Source organism: Pseudomonas abietaniphila, from assembly GCF_900100795.1.
GTDB classification, from domain to species: Bacteria; Pseudomonadota; Gammaproteobacteria; order Pseudomonadales; family Pseudomonadaceae; genus Aquipseudomonas; species Aquipseudomonas abietaniphila.
The window spans coordinates 680,708-698,906 of the sequence record NZ_FNCO01000002.1 but is presented as its reverse complement, the minus strand read 5'-3'; the positions used below and the strand labels follow the sequence as shown (position 1 = coordinate 698,906).

Below are 18,199 nucleotides of genomic sequence, written 5' to 3'. Positions count from 1 at the left end.
AAATGGACGAAAAACAACGTTACGAGGCGGGCATGAACGTCCGTCGCGCCGTGCTGGGCGACGCGCATGTCGACCGCAGCCTGGAAAAACTCACGCCCTTCAACGGCGAGTTTCAGGAAATGATCACCCGCCACGCCTGGGGCGACATCTGGACCCGGCCGGGTTTGCCGCGCCACACCCGCAGCCTGATCACCATCGCCATGCTTATCGGCATGAACCGCGAAGGCGAACTGCGCCTGCACCTGCGTGCCGCGAGAAACAACGGCGTGACACGCGACGAGATCAAGGAAGTGCTGATGCAGAGCGCGATCTACTGCGGCATCCCCGCCGCCAACGCGTCGTTTCACCTGGCGGAAGAGGTGTGGAGCGAGTTGGGCGTTGAGTCGTTGCAGGACTGAGCTGCGAAGCGTCTCAAATGCCTTTGAGAAACGAGTCCGGCGCCCGCCGGATTCGTCATGCTGTTTTTCCCTTCAACGCATCTGACGTCCACCGTAGGATCAGACGCGACTACGTATTCAAAAAAACAACTGAATGTTCATGAATGTTTGGTTATCTGACGACGCCTTCTATATTCTTTCCTCGTCTACCCCGATGCTCTGAACAGCAACGGCGCGACCACGCATTCACGCAAGGCCAAAGGAAAGCTGATGAGTACCACCAGCACGCCGCTCTCCGGCGTCAACCAGCCGCTCAAGGGCATCGCACTGATTCTCCTGGCGACTTTCCTGTTTTCCAGTCACGACACCTTGTCCAAATATCTTTCCGGCATTTACCCGATCATGATGGTGGTCTGGGTGCGTTATGTGGTGCACACCGCGCTGATGGCCTGCATCTTCATGCCGTCCTCGGGCCTGCGGGTCTTGCGCACCAAGCGTCCCGGCTTACAGGCGCTGCGCGCGGCCTGTTTGCTGGGAACCAGTTTGTTGTTCACCAGTGGGTTAATGTTCATCCCGATCGCTGAAGCGACCGCGGTCAACTTTCTTGCGCCGCTGCTGGTCACGGCGTTGTCGGTACCGTTGCTCAAGGAGCAGGTCAGCCGCGGACAGTGGATTGCGGTGCTGGTGGGCTTCAGCGGGGTCATGGTGATCGTGCACCCCGGCGGGGAATTGTTTACGCCTGCCGTGCTGCTGCCGCTGGGGTCTGCGTTGTGCTTTGCCTGCTACCAGTTGCTTACGCGGCTGGTGGCGGCGCATGACAGCCCGACCACCAGTAACTTCTTCGCCGGGTTGTTCAACAGCCTGTTGATGAGCGCCATCGTGCCGTTCTTCTGGCAGTCGCCGGAGTGGAAGCACATTCCGTTCATGCTGGCATTGGGCACGTGCGGGATGGTTGCGCACCTGATGCTGACCCAGGCGTTCCGCTTCGCGGCGCCTGCTTTGCTGGCGCCGTTCGGGTATTGCCAGATCGTGTTTGCCGGGTTGTGGGGCTTTATCGTGTTCAACCATGCGCCGTCACTGACCGCCCAGGCGGGGATCGCGATCATCTGTCTGAGTGGGTTGGCGGCAGCGTGGCAGCAGCGTAAGAAGGGCGGGTAGCTTTTTTGGTGGGGCACTGCGTTAGGGCGTATGGCCGTTAGAAGGTGTCGGCGCCGACGTTTGGGTTCGGCCTAACGGCCAAACTGTTCCGTTCATCGGCGGGTTACTTGGAAAAGTCGGGTTGCCGCACCATCCCCAAGTAACCAAGGGTGTGCTCCTGGTTTGGCGACTCCTTCGTCGTCGTACCTTCACTCCGGCGACGCTCCTTGGGCCCGCGCTGAACGGACATCCATGTCCTGGCAGCGCTCTCGCGGCATCCATGCCGCTCGGCCCACGGAGCGTCGCCGAAGTGAATGAACCCGACGCAGGAGGGCCAAACCAGGAGCAAAACACTTGGTTACCTGGTGTCTTTAAGTAACCCGCCGAAGGCGGAACAGTTGGCCGTTAGGCCAAACCTACGCGTTCTCAACCGTGCGAGGCGCCATGAAGTACATCCACACCAGCGCAATGAAATACATCGCCGGGATCATCGTGAACAGCACGTTGTAGTTGTTGTGCGTGGCCGTCAGCACGGCGCCGACGATCTGGGTCATGAACATCCCGCCAATTGCCGCGCACATGCCGCCAAAGCCAAACACCGTGCTCATCATGTGTTTCGGCGTGTAGTCCATCACCAGGCTCCAGATGTTCGCGGTCCAGGCCTGATGCGCGCCGACCGCCAGCGCGATGGCCAGAACCGCCACCCACAACCCGCTGGCGTTGGCAGCGAACACCACACTGATGATCGTCAGTGCGAACACCAGCATCGACAGCAGGCGCGACGTCGTCGGGCGCATGCCACGGCCGATCAACCACGATGACAGGATGCCGCCACCGATGCTGCCGAAGTCGGCCGTCAGCCAGATGAGGATCAGCGGAATGCCCATCTGGGTGACGTTGATGCCCAGGTTGTATTGCTGATTCAGGAACGGCGGCAGCCAGTACAGGTAAAACCAGAACACCGGTGCTGTCAGCGCATAGGCCAGCGCGAACGCCCAGGTGCCGCGCATTTTCAGAATCTGCGAGAAAGGCACTTTGGCGGGAACGGGTTCAGCTTCACTGCCTTGGCAGATGTAATCCAGTTCGCTTTGGCGAACGGTGGGGTGGTCTTCAGGGTTGAAGTACTTCAAGCGCCAGATCACGACCCAGGTCAACCCCAGTGCGCCCATGCAGATAAACGCCACCTGCCAGCCCCACACGGTGAGGATCAGGGGCAACAGGGCGGGAGTGACCATTGCCCCGACATTGGTGCCGGCATTGAAGATGCCGGTGGCGACCGCGCGTTCGCCGGCCGGGAACCACAACCGGGTGGTCTTGACGCACGCCGGGTAGTTGGCGGCTTCCGTCATGCCGAGAATGAAGCGACACACCATGAAGCCCGCAGCGGAAGTGGCAAGGCCATGGGCGCCGGTCGCGAAGCTCCAGAGCAATACCGCAAGAAAGAACGCTCGCTTGACGCCCACCCGGTCGATGAACCGTCCTTGAAGCAAAAAGCCAATCGCGTAACCGACCTGGAACCAGAAGTTGATGTTGGCGTAATCCATCGCCGTCCAGCTCATCTGTTTGGCCAGGATCGGTTGCATGACCCCGAGCGCCGCGCGGTCGATGTAATTCAGGGTCGTTGCGAAGAAGACCAGGGCCAGCATGCCCCAGCGTGTTTTGCCAATCGCGAGCGCGCCGCGGATCTTTTCTCCGATCCCGGCATGAGGATGCACGGGTGTGGCTGCGACCGGCGCAGGGGAAGCAGGGTATGAGCGCATGAGCATTTAACCTGTCTTGGAATTGTTATGGTTTTGTCTGGGTGACGCTGAGCCGATGCAAGGCAGAGCAGTGACGCGGCATCGGTTGAAGCTGAACCTTGTCCGACAATGTGGAGATGATGGTGGAGCGCATGGGCAGGAGCGTCAATTGACTGAGGGCTCTTTTGGGCGATTATCGAACACAAAACTAACCAGTCCGTACATTTAAATTGCCGTAACAGGATACCGGGAGAATAATCGGTTTAACACCTGAACACCGGCTGGAGAACTGACCGTCAGGTGAAATAACCGAGGAGTCAGAACATGCAGCGCTCGATTGCCACCGTTTCTTTGAGCGGAACCCTGCCAGAAAAGCTCGAAGCCATTGCCGCCGCGGGTTTCGACGGTGTTGAGATATTCGAAAACGACCTTCTGTACTACGACGGCAGCCCGCGCAACGTGCGCCAGATGTGCGCTGATCTGGGCATTGCGATCACGCTGTTTCAACCGTTTCGCGACTTTGAAGGCTGCCGCCGCGACCGCCTGCAACGTAACGTCGACCGGGCAGAGCGCAAATTCGACCTGATGCAAGAGCTCGGCACCGACCTGGTGCTGGTGTGCAGTAACACCGCCAGTGATTCGCTGGGCGATGAGCGCATGCTGCTGGACGACCTGGCGCTGCTGGCCGATCGCGCTGGCGCCCGCGACCTGCGAATCGGTTACGAGGCCCTGGCTTGGGGGCGTCACGTCAACACCTGGCAACAGGTGTGGAATCTGGTGCGTCAGGTCGATCATCCCGCCCTCGGCGTATTGCTCGACAGCTTTCATACGCTCTCGCTCAAGGGCGATCCGGCGGGTATCGCCGAGATTCCCGGCGACAAAATCTTCTTTGTGCAGATGGCTGACGCGCCTGTGCTGGCGATGGACGTGCTGGAGTGGAGTCGCCACTTCCGCTGTTTCCCGGGGCAAGGTGAATTCGACTTGCCGGGGTTCCTTGCGCCGATTTTGAAAAGTGGTTACACCGGCCCGCTGTCGCTGGAGATTTTCAACGACGGTTTTCGCGCTGCGCCGCCGCGCGCCAACGCTGCCGACGGCCTGCGTTCGCTGTTGTATCTGGAAGAGAAAACCCGTGAGTTGCTGGACCGGGAGGCTCGACCGGTTGCGCCGCAATTGTTGTTCAGTCCGCCTGAGGCTGGCCGGTATGACGGTGTCGAGTTTCTCGAATTCGCCGTTGACGACGCGCAGGGCGCGCGCCTTGCCGTTTGGTTGGAAAAGCTCGGTTTTGCCAGGCTTGGCCAGCATCGGTCCAAAGCGGTGAGCTTGCTGGGGCAGGGCGATATCAAGATCGTGTTGAATGCCGAACCCTATTCGTTCGCGCACAGTTTCTTCGAATCCCATGGTCCGTCGTTGTGCGCCACGGCCTTGCGGGTCGAGAACGGGCATGGGGCGCTCGAACGCGCGCGGCAGTATAAAGGCCAGCCGTATCGTGGTCTGGTCGGGCCTAACGAGCGGGAAATCCCGGCGGTGCGCGCACCGGACGGCAGTCTGATCTATCTGGTGGAACCTGCCGCAGCCGGGCAGTCGATCTACGACAGTGACTTCAATATCGACGCCCAGGCAGCGGGCGAAGGCGGTCTGCAACGCATCGATCACATGGCGATGGCGTTGCCCGCCGACAGCCTCGACAGCTGGGTGCTGTTCTATAAAACCCTGCTGGATTTCGAAGCCGACGACGAAGTGGTGCTGCCTGACCCGTACGGTCTGGTGAAGAGCCGCGCGTTGCGCAGCCGTTGCAGCAGCGTGCGCTTGCCGTTGAACATTTCGGAGAATCGCAACACCGCGATTTCTCACGCGCTGTCCAGCTACCGAGGCTCTGGCGTGCATCACATTGCTTTCGCCTGCGACGACATCTTTGCGCAGGTTGCGCGGGCCAAAGAGGCGGGCGTGCAGTTGCTGGACATTCCGCTCAACTATTACGACGATCTGGCGGCCCGTTTCGATTTCGACGACGAGTTCCTGAGCGAACTGGCCTACTACAACGTCCTCTATGACCGGGATGCCAACGGTGGCGAGCTGTTCCACGTCTACACCGAGGCGTTCGACGACCGGTTTTTCTTCGAAATCCTGCAACGCAAAAACGGCTATGTCGGTTACGGCGCAGCCAACGTGGCCGTGCGGTTGGCGGCCATGGCCAAGTCGCGCAGCAGCAGCGCACGGCAGGCGCGGTTGTGAGGGTTCGGATGGCATGCTGGCATATGCCACTTCCGTAACGCGGCGGTGCGGCTCATAATCGCGCGATTCCACCGTGGTCGTGAGCCAAGCATGAAAACTGTCGACGACATCCTTGCCGAAGCGCCCGTAGAGGCCCCACGCAAGAGCCGCAAAAACAATCCGGAAAAAACCCGCGACGGCATCCTTCAGGCGGCCGTCGCCGAGTTTGTGGCCCAAGGACTTTCGGGCGCTCGGGTTGATGCCATCGCCGAACGGACGCAAACCTCAAAACGCATGATCTACTACTACTTCAACAGCAAGGAACAGCTGTACACCGAAGTATTGGAGAAACTGTACGGCGACATCCGTCTTACCGAGAGCAGCCTGGAGCTCGACGTGCTGGAGCCCATGGCGGCGATCCAGCGTCTGGTGGAATTCACCTTCGATCACCATGATCGTAACGTCGACTTCGTGCGCATCGTGTGCATCGAGAACATTCACAATGGCGACAACGTCAAGCAGTCATCGACGATTCGTGCGTTGAGCCAGCACGTGTTGCAGGCGCTGGATGAAACGCTGCGTCGGGGCGAGCAGGAAGGGGTTTTCCGCAAAGGCGTGCAGGCGGTGGACCTGCACATGCTGATCAGTTCGTTCTGTTTCTATCGGGTGTCCAACCGCCATACGTTTTCGGAGATCTTCCAGATCGAGCTGGAAGATCAGGACGTCAAGGCGCGACACAAAGCGATGATCAGTGACTCGGTGACGCGTTATCTGATGCCGTAAGCAGGTGTCGGGGCGCGACGCTGCGGCGGGGTCAGGCGTCAAGCGAGCGAAAAGCCGTTTGCATGCGACCTACGTCGGCGGTCTGGCCGGTGAACAACTCGAACGCCTTGACCGCCTGAAACACGGCCATGGCGCTTCCGTCCAGCGTGCGGCAACCCAGGCGTCGAGCGTAAGCCAGCAGCTCGGTTTCCAGCGGGAAATAGATGATCTCCGCGACCCATTGTTCTGCGCGCAGCCATTGCAGCGGCAGTGGCGTGCCCGGCAGCTTGGCCATGCCGACGGGGGTCGTGTTGACCAGGCCATCGGCCTGCGCCATGGCGCTGGGCAGGTCATGCCCGACGCGTGCGCGCCCGGCACCAAAATGCGCGGTGAGGTTATCGACCAGGCTTTGAGCGCGTTCGGGGTCCACATCGAAGAGGCGCAATTGCCGGACGCCTTCACTCAACAGTGCATGAGCAACGGCTGCCCCGGCGCCACCCGCGCCCATTTGCACGACGCAGTCCCGTTCGACGTCACCTAACCCGCGCCGAAACCCCTCGGCAAATCCTGAGCAGTCTGTGTTGTGGCCGATCCGCTGGCCGTCGCGGAACACCACGGTGTTCACCGCGCCGATGCAGCGCGCTTCGTCCGACAAGGCGTCGAGCAACGGTATGACCGCCTGCTTGCACGGGAACGTGATGTTGAGCCCGGTGAACCCGCTGCGCTGAGCCCCGGTCAACAGTTCGGGCAAGGCCGTGATGTCCAGTCCGAGTGCGTCCAGATCGATAAGCCGGTACAGATAACGCATGCCTTGCGCATCGCCTTCGCATTCGTGCAGCGACGGCGTGCGCGACGCCTGGATACCAGCCCCGATGAGGCCTGCGAGGATGGAAGGGTGTTTAGCGTTCGGGGTCATGACAGTCCGCTCTTGTTATTGGCTGTGCGTCAGAAGACGCGTGCGTACGCGAAATGTACCAGATAGTTACTTTTGCAGAAGTGCTGAACAGTCCCATGCACAGCAATGCGTTCGATAATCGCCCAATACCGATTCGTGACGGTCTGAGGTGATGTCGATCTAAGGTCATTTCGGTCTGCGCGAAAGCCGGCGAAGCAGATACTCTAAGGTGCCGCCTGCCTTCGCTATTCGAGGACCGTATTGATGTCTCAACGCCAATCGACGCTGATCGCTCTGCTGGTGGCGGTCACGTTTTTCATGGAAAACCTCGACGCCACCGTCATCGCCACCGCGTTGCCGGAAATGGCCAGGACCTTTGGCGTAGCGGCGGTGGACCTCAATATCGGCATGAGCGCCTACATGCTCGCCATTGCCGCATTCATCCCGATCAGTGGGTGGCTGGCCGACCGCTTCGGGTCCCGACGGGTGTTTGGTGGTGCGATCGTGTTGTTTACGGTGTCGTCGCTGCTGTGCGGCATCAGCACCGGTCTGGAAAGCTTCGTCGCGGCGCGCGTGTTGCAGGGCATCAGTGGCGCCATGATGGTGCCAGTTGGACGCCTCGCGGTAATGCGCGCGACCGAAAAGAAGGACCTGGTGCGGGTCATTTCACTCATTACCTGGCCGGGTCTGGTGGCGCCCGTGCTGGGTCCGCCGCTGGGCGGTTTCATCGTGACCCATGCGTCCTGGCCATGGATCTTTTACCTGAACCTGCCGCTGGGCGTGCTTGCCTTGATCGCCACGTGGGTGCTGATTCCCCGGCGCAACGAGGTCAGCCAGCGCACCTTCGATGTCGGTGGTTTTGTGTTGTTGGGCGTCGCCTGTACGGCCTTGCTGTACGGTATGGAAATGCTCGGCCAAGGACGTTCCAGCCAATGGCCGGGACTGCTCGTGACCGCGTTGGGGCTCACCAGCGGCGCTTTAGCGTGGGCCCATATGCGCAAGCGCGAACAACCGCTGATGAACGTCTCGGTGATCGGCATCCGCACGTTCAGCGTCAGCCTGTTCGGCGGCTCGCTGTTCCGCATCGCCATCAGCACGTTGCCGTTTCTGCTGCCCCTGATGTTTCAGCTCGGGTTTGGCTTGTCGGCCTTTGATTCCGGCCTGCTGGTGTTGGGCGTGTTCGCGGGTAACCTGGCGATGAAGCCGTTTACCACGGCGATCATGCAGCGTTGGGGATTCCGGCCTGTGCTGATGATCAACGGCGTGATCGGCGTGTTGGCCATCGCTGCCTGCGCGCTGCTCGATGAACACATGGGTTGGCCGTTGATCCTGCTGATCCTGTTCGTGGGCGGGCTGTCGCGGTCCATGCAGTTCACCGCGTTCAACACCTTGGGGTTTGCCGACGTGCCCAAAGCACAGATGAGCGACGCCTCGACGATGTTCAGCATGTTCTTTCAGCTGAGCATGGGCTTGGGCGTCGCGATTGCCGCACTGTTGCTGCGCGGCGCGATGTACCTGCACGGGAACGAAGGGCAGGCGCACACGCCGGATTTCCAACTGACCTTTATCGGGGTGGCGATAATTGCGCTGTTGGCATTGCTGGACAACCGGCGTTTGTCGGCACAGTCCGGCGCTGCGGTACTGCAGCGCAAGGCATAGCGCGGCACGGACGACTGTCTAAAAGCACCACCGCCGTTGCGCGCTTTGACTATTGCCCATCGGGGCGACAGAGCGGAGTATTTCCCTGCTCCGGCTAAAAACCAAAATAAAAACAGTGTAGGGAAGACACCATCATGCAGATCGAAGGCAAGGTATTTCTGGTCAGCGGCGGCGCATCCGGCTTGGGCGCGGCCTCGGCACAGATGCTGATCGACGCAGGCGCCAGGGTCATGCTGGTCGACATCAACGCCCAGGCGCTCGACAGCCAGATCCAGAAACTGGGTGCCAATGCGCGCGCCAGTGTCACCGACATTACTCAGGAAAGCGCCGCCAAAGCGGCGGTCGATAACGCCATGGCTGAATTCGGTCAGGTCAACGGCCTGATCAATTGCGCCGGCATTGTCGGTGCGGAAAAAATCCTCGGCAAGGAAGGCCCTCACGGTCTCGACAGTTTCAGCCGTGTCATCAACGTCAACCTCATCGGTAGCTTCAATCTCTTGCGCCTCACGGCGGCAGCCATTGCCGAAGGCACTCCTGACGAGGGGGCAGAACGCGGCGTCATCATCAATACGGCGTCGGTGGCGGCCTACGACGGGCAGATCGGCCAGGCCGCGTACGCGGCCTCCAAAGGCGCCATCGCCAGCCTGACACTGCCCGCCGCGCGGGAACTGGCGAGGTTTGGCATCCGGGTCATGACCATCGCGCCCGGTATTTTTGAAACCCCGATGATGGCGGGCATGACCCCACAAGTGCGTGAAAGCCTGTCGGCCGGTGTTCCATTCCCGCCACGACTGGGTCGGCCGGATGAATACGCTGCGCTCGCCCGTCACATCATCGAAAACAGCATGCTCAATGGCGAGGTGATCCGTCTTGACGGCGCCCTGCGTATGGCGGCGCGCTAATCGAGGAGATATCCCATGTCACTGAACAAACGCCAGACGCTGATCGAAGACCCGGTGGTCATCGTCAGTGCCGTTCGTACGCCCATGGGCGGTTTCCAGGGTGATTTGAAGAGCCGCACTGCGCCGCAGCTGGGTTCGGCCGCGATCCGCGCGGCGGTCGAGCGGGCCGGGATCGGCGCAGCGGACGTCGAGCAGGTGCTCTTCGGTTGCGTGTTGCCCGCAGGGCTGGGACAGGCACCGGCCAGGCAAGCGGCATTGGGCGCGGGCCTGGGCAACGGAACGCTGTGTACGACACTGAACAAGATGTGCGGGTCCGGGATGCAGGCCGCAATCATGGCCCATGACCTGTTGCTCGCGGGCAGCGCCGACGTGGTGGTCGCAGGCGGCATGGAAAGCATGTCCAACGCGCCGTATCTGTTGGACAAAGCCCGAAGCGGCTACCGCATGGGCCACGGCCAGATTATCGATCACATGTTTTTCGACGGCCTCGAAGACGCCTATGAGCGTGGACGGCTGATGGGCACCTTCGCCGAAGCGTGCGCGTCGTTCGAAGGGTTCAGCCGCCAGGCGCAGGATGCGTTTGCCGTCGCGTCGTTGACGCGCGCTCAGGACGCCATGAAGCAGGGCCGCTTTGAGGCGGAGATCGTTCCCGTCCAGGTCACGGTCGGCAAAGAGCAGAAGACCATCAGCCAGGACGAGCAGCCGCCCAAGGCACGACTCGACAAGATTCCTGAACTGAAACCGGCCTTCCGCGAAGGCGGCACCGTCACTGCCGCCAACTCCAGTTCGATTTCCGATGGCGCAGCGGCGTTGACCCTGATGCGCCAGTCTGAAGCCACGCGCCGGGGCTTGAAGCCGTTGGCGGTGATCCGTGGGCATTCCGGTTACGCGAACCAGCCGGGACTGTTTCCGACGGCGCCGATCGGGGCCATTGAAGCGCTCATGAGCAAAACCGGATGGTCATTGGGGGAGGTCGATCTGTTCGAGATCAACGAAGCCTTCGCCGTGGTGGCGTTGGTCACCATGAGCAAACTTGAGTTGCCCCACGAAAAGGTCAACGTTAATGGCGGCGCCTGTGCATTGGGTCACCCCATCGGTGCTTCGGGCGCGAGGATCCTCGTGACGCTGCTTAATGCATTGAAACAGCGGGGATTGCAGCGCGGTGTTGCCGCGATTTGCATCGGCGGTGGAGAGGCCACGGCGATGGCGGTTGAAATCGTATAAAACCGTTATTTATCAATAGCCTGTAGAAGATACTTAAAGTTCGATGAGGTTGATTCGAGCTCCCGAAAAAATAATAAAGTGGATTAATAACAATGAGTTACACAGCTATCCTCAAAGAGATTCAAGGTCGGGTCGCGCTCATCACGCTTAACCGCCCTGAGGCGTTGAATGCCCTGAATTCAACGTTGATCAGCGAACTTAACCATGCGCTGGACGAGCTGGAGAGCAACCGGGATATCGGCTGCATTGTCCTCACAGGTTCTGCCAAGGCATTCGCGGCGGGCGCTGATATCAAGGAAATGGCCGAGCTCAAATACCCGCAGATTTACCTCGACGACCTGTTCAGTGACAGTGACCGCGTGGCCAATCGACGCAAGCCGATCATCGCGGCCGTTGCGGGTTTTGCGCTGGGTGGGGGCTGTGAGCTGGCATTGATGTGCGACTTCATCCTGGCGGCCGACAATGCTCGGTTTGGTCAGCCTGAAATCAAGTTGGGCGTCCTGCCGGGCATGGGCGGTACTCAGCGGCTGACCCGCGCGGTCGGCAAAGCGAAAGCCATGGAGATGTGCCTCACGGGGCGTTTGATCGACGCCGTTGAAGCCGAACGTGCAGGGCTGGTGGCGCGCATCGTGCCGCAAGCGCAACTGCTCGAAGAGGCATTGAAGGCCGCCCAGACCATCGCCGCCAAGTCATTGCCGGTGGCGATGATGGTCAAGGAAAGCGTAAACCGCGCCTTTGAAGTCAGTCTGGCCGAAGGCATTCGCTTCGAGCGGCGGGTGTTCCACGCCGCCTTTGCCAGCGAGGATCAGAAGGAAGGCATGGCGGCGTTCATTGAAAAACGTGAGCCGACGTTCAAGCATCGCTGACGGTCAAACGGCTCTCGGCTGAGCACGGACCCAGCAACGCCCTACGAGTGACCCTGCGCCGCGTCGCTCGTCTGCGCAGTGGGCGTTAGATGAAAGCAACTGCGCAGCGTTCGGCAATGCCCTGGATGAACCAGACACAGCGGTGTGTCCGCCTGACCATAGAGGTCCAGCAGGCGCGAGAACTCGGTCGGACTCAAGCCCAGCCAGCCGTTCAGGTCGGTGGTGCCTTCGAAGAGGATGTCTTCGGGGGCAATGCGTGCCAGGTGCGCCAGATCCGGCGTCGGCATTCGCACGATGTACCACTGACAGTGCGGCAACGGACGCATCGGGTCGGCGGGCTCCACCAGTCGCAGATCGTGGGTCACTTCAATCTGCTCCTCGGACGTGGACGGGGGCGAGACATCGGTCGCGGCAAGGGGCACAAGGTGGATACCGGCTTCGGAGAGGCTGAGTGTCGCGTGCGAGCTTCGCAGGATGAGCGAGGTTTGACTGCTAACCCGTAGGTGTTGATCGGCACGCAGCTGAACGACCGAATCGGGCCTGTCACAGCCGATGCCGTCCAACAGCAGCGTTCGGGTCAACTGCGTTTCGGGTGAGGCAGCGGCGAGGGTGCTGCACACCACGGGCTGATCCGGGTCGCCGTCGAAAAACATGACGTTCAGCCGCGTACCCGCCGCAAGAAGCCCGAGGTCGTGGGTGATGCGCGCCCAGCTGTCCTCGCCGCCCTGTTTTACGTCACTGGGTTGCCAGTCATAGCGAACCTTGACGCGACCCATCCTGTCGGCACCGTCCATGGTCTGCGTGGCAGGGTGTGCGCCCATCAGGCAGGGTTTGTCATGCTCCAGCGAGGGGCGAAACGGCATGGCCCAGGGAATTACCTGAAACGCGTTGAAATACCGGGCGAGCGCCGGCTGCTCCAGGGCTGTCTCACGCATCCGGGCTGCGCTGATGGGGGCGCAAGACTGCGCGGCGGCGACGGCATGAAGGATCTGGATGACGTTGCCGGTCGGGCAATGCTGCAGAGGGGCCAGCTGTTTGCCTGAATGCTGCACGTCCGTGATCAACCATTGGTCGTTGAGCATGGCTTCTGCCTGCCCATCGACTCTCATGACACCGCCGCTGCGCAACCACGGGTGACGACTGCTCCCCATGATTTCCCGCCGCTCACAGCGCACACGCTCCAGTTGGCGGCCACTGAGCTGCTGGATTTGCCCGTGGAATACGGCTGACTCGAAGGGCATCCACAGGGGTTGGTTGTCGGCCTGGATGGGGCCGCCAGCGCCGGGAAAGGTTTGAGGGACGTAAAGCTCGCCAGCCTGGCTGCTGTAACACGTGCGCACGGACAGTTGCTCGGCCAGGTCATCGATCTCGACTGCCCGTGGCCACTCGGGGAAGCCGGCCGGGTCATCGGAAAACACAACGTTATGCCCCTGCGGGTGGTGCTCGAAGCGAAAGCTGATGCCTTCTTCCTCGCAGAGCCTGCGCAGGAGGTGCAGGTCGCTCTCGTCGTATTGCACGCAGTGCTCGCGGGTGGGGTAGACGCCAAGCAGGTGATCGAAACGGCTGTGGTCGTCCCCTAGACCATGGCTCCCCAGTATGCGGGCAATGATCTGCGGCACGGTCAAACCGTTGAACGTCCGGCGACGGACTGCGCGTTCAAGCCGCTGGATGGCGGGCATCAAGCGCAGGCGATACAGGCTGAGGGCCTGGCCCCGATAAAGAGGGTGAGCCGTGTGAATCTGCCCGTGTACACCGTGGGAATTACCCGCGATCAGGCCGAGTTGCAACCAGGCGTCGTTCTGCAGGAGGGCGGTGCAGTCGAGTCCGGGATCAGGGCTGACCACGTCGACATCAAAGCAGAAAGGGCCATTCAACCGGTCCCGACCGTTGACGCCGATGACCTGCAGATTGCTCGGGCCATTGGCGATGGCCAGGGTCATTGTCACGTGCGGGTCTTCGCGCATCGGCTGTGTCACCTTGAAAATTCGAGGTGCAGAGGGTACGAAAACAGGCAGAACAATAGGGTGACTGCAGGGCGGCTTCCAAATTTTCGGAAGCGGACTACACGCCGCGCTTGAATATCCTGAGGAATGTAGTGGTGTTTTCTCTGAAACTTATTGACCCTGGTTTGATCGACAGCAGCACGCCGGGGGTTTCATCTGTCGCCATCGCGTATAAAATGCGCCGGTCGCCATGCTCCTGCATCGGCGTGTCATCATCGGTCACCCTTTTCAGCATTGACCGTTATCGGTCCGGCGTGCCATGCCGGGCTGACCGCGACGGTCAATCGCCATCGGAACAAGAGAGCAATCATGGGCGCACAGTGGAAGGTCAAACACAAAGAAGCAGCAGCCAACGCCAAAGGGCGTATTTTCGGCAAGCTGTCCAAGGAAATCATGATTGCCGCGCGTTCCGGCGCTGATCCCGAGATGAACGCCCGGTTGCGCCTGGTCGTCGAGCAGGCGAAAAAAGCCTCGATGCCCCGTGAAACCCTTGAGCGCGCGATCAAGAAAGGCGCCGGTCTGACCGGTGAACACGTGCATTTCGAGAAGGTGACGTACGAAGGTTTCGCACCGCACAAGGTGCCGGTGATCGTCGAATGCCTGACCGACAACGTCAACCGCACCGTCGCCGAGATCCGTGTACTTTTTCGCAAAGGCCAGATGGGCGCTGCAGGTTCGATCACCTGGGACTTCGATCATCTGGGCATGATTGAGGCCGCGGGCGATGGCAAGGCCGACCCTGAAGAGGCCGCCATCGAGGCGGATGCGCAGGACGTCGAGGCCGGCGATGAAGGCGTCACCCTGTTCTACACCGAGCCGACCGACCTGGACGCCGTGTGCAAGAAGCTTCCGGAATACGGTTTCACCGTCGAGTCGGCGAAGATCGGCTATCGCCCGAAAAACCCGGTGGAAGGCCTGAGCGACGAGCAAATGGCAGAAGTCGAAGCGTTCCTGGAAGCGATCGACAGCCATGACGACGTGCAGAACGTGTACGTCGGGTTGGCGGGTTAATTATCGATTTGCCTCTGACGCGTGTGTGAGCGAATTCATTCGCGAGAGGGTATTTCAGGCGATATCTCGTGTCGTTTGAAATGCTGTATCGCGAACGGCTCCGCTCCCGCAGGCTTGAATGAGGGCTGACTCACACCCGGATGAATCCTCAGGCCTGAAGGCATCGCTCGATTTCTGCAAAATCAGGGCGAAGGCTCAGCTCGGTCTGTACACAACGCATTTGCAGTGCGCTCAATTCGGCGGTGTGTTCAGCCCCCGCATCGCAACGTGCCAATAACTCCCCGAGTAATATCCCGAAGGCCTGAACTTCGATGCGTTCGAGCCGATCGCCGGTCCGTTCGTCCGGATAAAACGCGGCAGCGCCAAAGTCGCCCAGCAAACTGTTGCCGTCTTCGTCCCAGAGGATGTTATGCGCGTACAGGTCGCCGTGGTTGATCCCGCGGGCGTGCAAGTGGCGGCACGCAGAGGCGATGCCAGCCGCCATGCGCGTCAGGGTATTCAAGGCCAGTCGCGTTCCGTTGTAGACGTCGCGGGTGCAGGATTCAAGGCTCGGCGGGCGGGCGAGGGTGCTGAAACGCGGGGAGATCAGCTTCATTACCAGCCCGTGTGCCTGCTGCGGATGACCGCAGATCTGCCCCAGCACGGGAATCAGGTTGGGGTGCTGGCCTGCCGCGATACAGGCCGCCATTTCTTTCAGCGGCGAGCCATCGCTGGTCAAGTCGCCTTTGTACAGTTTGACCGCGACATCGTGGACGGTCCCGTCTTCATCGCGCCATTCAGCCTGCTGGATCACCCCCGATGCGCCTTCGCCCAGCACGTGATGCAGCGTCAACTGGTGCCATGGAATCGGGCGGATCGGTTCCTCGACATGGATGTCGCTCAGTGGATTTCCGGAAAAGGCCAGCCATGCCAGTTTGGGCATCTGCAGCAGCCACGCGGGCAGCTGGTGAAGGTCGTTGGCGGCCAGACGCACCAGTTCCAGGCGCTGGCACGCCGCCAGCGAGGCAGGCAGGCTTTGCAGGCGATTGCCGGCCAGCATCAGCTTTTGCAGGTGCGGATGCTGGCCCAGTTCCTCGGGCAACGACTCGATGCAGTTGCCGGTCAGCACCAGCGAACGCAGGTGAGGGGGCAACGAACGTGGCGCCACGTCGCGAATGCGACAGGCTTTGAAACCCACGAAGAACAACTGCTGGCACTGACCCAGTGCTTCGGGCAACCGGGTGAAGAGGTTGTCGGAGCAGAACAGGATTTTCAGGTGCTTGAGTCGGTACAGGTCCGCTGGCAGCTCGCTCAACTGGTTGCCGGAGAGGTTCAGCACCTCAAGCGAATTGCTGAGGCTGAAAATGTCATCGGGAAATTCAGTGAGGCCGCAGCTGAGGTCCAGCCGCTTGATGCCCGCCAGCTTGCCGGCGCGCAGGTCTGCAAGAGTGTGCATGGAGGTAAGACACCAATGACCGAGGGCCCGCCATCATAACGATTTGCCGCGCGGGATGCTTATCCCAGACAGCGATCCAGCAATTGATGCATGCGTGCAAGGGTCGGCGCTGATTCGGCGTAGAGGATGCGATAGACCATCGGTGCGACGACCGCGTCGATCAGTTCGTCCGCATCGGGGCTACGTTCGCCGCGAGCCTGCGCACGATCAATGATGATCTGCAACTGATCGCGCACGATGTTCAGGCATTTGCCGGAGCATAGCGTCGCGCTGCTGGCGACCACGTCGCGCATCATCTCGCGACCGGGGGCCGAGTTGGTTTCCTCCAGATAGACCTCGACCCACGTGCGCAGATCGTCACGCAGGTTGCCGCAGTCTACGGGCTCATCCGGGCGCAAACGCTCCACCGCAGCGTCAGCCAGCAGGGACGTGAGGTCGCCCCAGCGACGGTAGATGGTCGAGGGTGTGACACCGGCGCGTGCTGCGATCATCGGCACGCTCAGCGCAGAGCGTTCCTGTTCTTGCAGCAGGTCGCGAACCGCTGCGTGAATCGATGTCTGCACCCGGGCACTGCGGCCGCCGGTGCGAATGCCTTCTTTGATAGCCATGGAGCGGACCTTAACACAAAGTATTTGCTTTAAGCGGATTCTGCTCGCACACTCACTAACGCTAACTCGTAGCTTTTGTGGCGTGCTTTTTGGGGAGAGTGTACCCGTGTCTGATTCTTTGCAGAACCCGCAAGTCGATGGTCGGAAGCAGGGACACTTGGGTTACCTCGCCTTTGTGATGCTGTGCTTTTTCGCCGCGTCCAGCGCGCCGACGCCGCTGTACCACGTGTATCAGCAAGCCTGGGGGTTTTCCTCCGCGTTGCTGACGCTGATTTTTGCCGTGTATGCCCTGAGTTTGCTCGGCACACTGCTGGTGTTTGGCTCGCTGTCGGACTACCTCGGGCGTCGCCCGGTGATCTTCGTCGCGTTGCTGCTGGAAAGTGTGTCGATGCTGCTGTTCATGGGCGCCGGTGATGTCGGCTGGCTGATCGCCGCGCGAATACTACAGGGCATCGCGACCGGTATCGCCACCAGTGCGCTGGGTGCCGCCATGCTCGACACCAACCAGAATCAAGGCCCCCTGATCAACAGTATCGCGCCAATATTTGGCATGGCGCTGGGAGCGTTGGGAACCAGTGTGCTGGTCGAATTCGCGCCGATGCCGCTGTTATTGGCGTACGCGCTGCTGCTCGCGGCATTCGTGGCTCAGGCGGTGTATTTGCTGCGTGTCGGGGAAACGGTGACGCCGCAGCCGGGTGTGCTCAAGACGCTCAGGCCGACGTTGTTTGTGCCTCAGCGAGCGCGCGGGACGTTGCTGCTGGTATTGCCGGCGGACATCGCGGCGTGGGCGCTGGGCGGGTTTTTCCTGTCACTGGCGCCGTCGCTGCTGGCGGCGGCCACCGGATCAACGTCGGTGATCAACGGCGGGCTGGCGGTGGCTGCATTGACCATCAGCGGTGCGGTTTCAATTCTGAACCTGCGCTTGAGAGCGCCTCAGCTGGCGTTGCTGGTGGGTTGCAGCTTCCTGGCGGTGGGCGTGTCGGTCATTTTGCTCGCGGTGAACCTGGGCTGGCTCTGGCTGTTTTTCACCGGTGCCGTGGTGGCGGGCATTGGCTTCGGTGCGAGTTTTCTCGGCGCCTTACGTTTGTTGCTGCCGTTGGCCCACGCCCATGAGCGGGCAGGTTTGATGTCGGCCTTTCTCGCCCTCAGTTACCTGGCGTTCTGCGTGCCGTCGTTGATTGCGGGGCTTGCGGTCAAAACCGAGGGCCTGATCGTCACCACGAATGTATACGGCTCGATGGTGGTGGTGCTCGCATTGCTGGCGCTGGCGGGGCTTTTAGTACAGCGGGCGGGTAAAGCCAACGCGGCCTGACGTGTTTTATCCCGTGGGAGCGTAGGCCCTGATGGCGACCCTTCGCGCTTCTGCTAAT

16 protein-coding genes are annotated in these 18,199 nt (G+C 60.9%); 10 read left to right on the top strand and 6 right to left on the bottom strand.

Annotated features, from left to right (window positions below; all coding sequences use genetic code 11):
* Nucleotides 1-2 precede the first annotated feature (2 nt).
* Nucleotides 3-398, top strand: a complete 396-nt coding sequence (pcaC, locus tag BLS87_RS06560; RefSeq protein ID WP_074751228.1) for a 4-carboxymuconolactone decarboxylase — start codon at nucleotides 3-5, stop codon at nucleotides 396-398.
* A 249-nt stretch (nucleotides 399-647) separates the two neighbouring features.
* On the top strand, nucleotides 648-1,535 hold the full coding sequence (locus tag BLS87_RS06555; protein ID WP_074751226.1) for a DMT family transporter: 888 nt from the start codon (nucleotides 648-650) through the stop codon (nucleotides 1,533-1,535).
* A 395-nt stretch (nucleotides 1,536-1,930) separates the two neighbouring features.
* Here the strand turns inward: BLS87_RS06555 and BLS87_RS06550 are convergent, their stop codons facing one another.
* Nucleotides 1,931-3,274, bottom strand: coding sequence for an MFS transporter (locus BLS87_RS06550; protein WP_074751413.1), 1,344 nt, complete (start codon nucleotides 3,272-3,274; stop codon nucleotides 1,931-1,933).
* A 303-nt stretch (nucleotides 3,275-3,577) separates the two neighbouring features.
* Here BLS87_RS06550 and quiC point away from each other — a divergent pair, with 303 nt between their 5' ends.
* A complete protein-coding gene (gene quiC, locus BLS87_RS06545; protein ID WP_074751224.1) occupies nucleotides 3,578-5,485 on the top strand; it encodes a 3-dehydroshikimate dehydratase QuiC in 1,908 nt (635 codons plus the stop codon).
* Nucleotides 5,486-5,575: 90 nt separating this feature from the next.
* On the top strand, nucleotides 5,576-6,247 hold the full coding sequence (locus BLS87_RS06540; protein ID WP_074751222.1) for a TetR/AcrR family transcriptional regulator: 672 nt from the start codon (nucleotides 5,576-5,578) through the stop codon (nucleotides 6,245-6,247).
* Nucleotides 6,248-6,278: 31 nt separating this feature from the next.
* On the opposite strand, the gene BLS87_RS06535 is transcribed toward BLS87_RS06540, so the two are convergent.
* Nucleotides 6,279-7,142 carry a shikimate dehydrogenase gene (locus BLS87_RS06535; RefSeq protein ID WP_074751220.1) on the bottom strand — a complete coding sequence of 288 codons (864 nt, stop codon included), beginning with the start codon at nucleotides 7,140-7,142 and terminating at the stop codon, nucleotides 6,279-6,281.
* 243 nt (nucleotides 7,143-7,385) lie between these two features.
* Here BLS87_RS06535 and BLS87_RS06530 point away from each other — a divergent pair, with 243 nt between their 5' ends.
* The 4 genes from BLS87_RS06530 to BLS87_RS06515 all read left to right on the top strand — a co-directional run bounded on the left by BLS87_RS06530 (nucleotide 7,386) and on the right by BLS87_RS06515 (nucleotide 11,772).
* Nucleotides 7,386-8,780, top strand: coding sequence for a DHA2 family efflux MFS transporter permease subunit (locus BLS87_RS06530; protein WP_074751218.1), 1,395 nt, complete (start codon nucleotides 7,386-7,388; stop codon nucleotides 8,778-8,780).
* A gap of 134 nt (nucleotides 8,781-8,914) precedes the next feature.
* Nucleotides 8,915-9,682, top strand: a complete 768-nt coding sequence (locus BLS87_RS06525) for a 3-hydroxyacyl-CoA dehydrogenase (RefSeq protein ID WP_074751216.1) — start codon at nucleotides 8,915-8,917, stop codon at nucleotides 9,680-9,682.
* Between the two features lie 42 nt (nucleotides 9,683-9,724).
* Nucleotides 9,725-10,906 carry an acetyl-CoA C-acyltransferase gene (locus BLS87_RS06520; protein WP_208605149.1) on the top strand — a complete coding sequence of 394 codons (1,182 nt, stop codon included), beginning with the start codon at nucleotides 9,725-9,727 and terminating at the stop codon, nucleotides 10,904-10,906.
* Between the two features lie 92 nt (nucleotides 10,907-10,998).
* Nucleotides 10,999-11,772: an enoyl-CoA hydratase gene (locus BLS87_RS06515; RefSeq protein ID WP_074751212.1), complete on the top strand. Its 774-nt coding sequence runs from the start codon at nucleotides 10,999-11,001 to the stop codon at nucleotides 11,770-11,772.
* Nucleotides 11,773-11,813: 41 nt separating this feature from the next.
* Here the strand turns inward: BLS87_RS06515 and BLS87_RS06510 are convergent, their stop codons facing one another.
* Together BLS87_RS06510 and BLS87_RS34135 are read right to left on the bottom strand one after the other, a co-directional pair.
* The gene (locus tag BLS87_RS06510) at nucleotides 11,814-13,736 is read right to left on the bottom strand and encodes a type VI secretion system Vgr family protein (protein ID WP_074751210.1); all 1,923 of its coding nucleotides are present in this window, start codon (nucleotides 13,734-13,736) and stop codon (nucleotides 11,814-11,816) included.
* Between the two features lie 97 nt (nucleotides 13,737-13,833).
* Nucleotides 13,834-13,998, bottom strand: a complete 165-nt coding sequence (locus BLS87_RS34135; RefSeq protein WP_167362036.1) for a hypothetical protein — start codon at nucleotides 13,996-13,998, stop codon at nucleotides 13,834-13,836.
* An 86-nt stretch (nucleotides 13,999-14,084) separates the two neighbouring features.
* On the opposite strand from BLS87_RS34135, the gene BLS87_RS06505 reads away from it, so the two are divergent.
* Nucleotides 14,085-14,786, top strand: coding sequence for a YebC/PmpR family DNA-binding transcriptional regulator (locus BLS87_RS06505; protein WP_074751208.1), 702 nt, complete (start codon nucleotides 14,085-14,087; stop codon nucleotides 14,784-14,786).
* A gap of 148 nt (nucleotides 14,787-14,934) precedes the next feature.
* On the opposite strand, the gene BLS87_RS06500 is transcribed toward BLS87_RS06505, so the two are convergent.
* Both BLS87_RS06500 and BLS87_RS06495 read right to left on the bottom strand, forming a co-directional pair.
* A complete protein-coding gene (locus BLS87_RS06500) occupies nucleotides 14,935-16,221 on the bottom strand; it encodes a leucine-rich repeat-containing protein kinase family protein (protein ID WP_074751206.1) in 1,287 nt (428 codons plus the stop codon).
* A 59-nt stretch (nucleotides 16,222-16,280) separates the two neighbouring features.
* Nucleotides 16,281-16,829: a TetR/AcrR family transcriptional regulator gene (locus tag BLS87_RS06495; protein WP_074751204.1), complete on the bottom strand. Its 549-nt coding sequence runs from the start codon at nucleotides 16,827-16,829 to the stop codon at nucleotides 16,281-16,283.
* Between the two features lie 178 nt (nucleotides 16,830-17,007).
* On the opposite strand from BLS87_RS06495, the gene BLS87_RS06490 reads away from it, so the two are divergent.
* On the top strand, nucleotides 17,008-18,141 hold the full coding sequence (locus BLS87_RS06490) for an MFS transporter (protein ID WP_143024324.1): 1,134 nt from the start codon (nucleotides 17,008-17,010) through the stop codon (nucleotides 18,139-18,141).
* Nucleotides 18,142-18,199 lie beyond the last annotated feature (58 nt).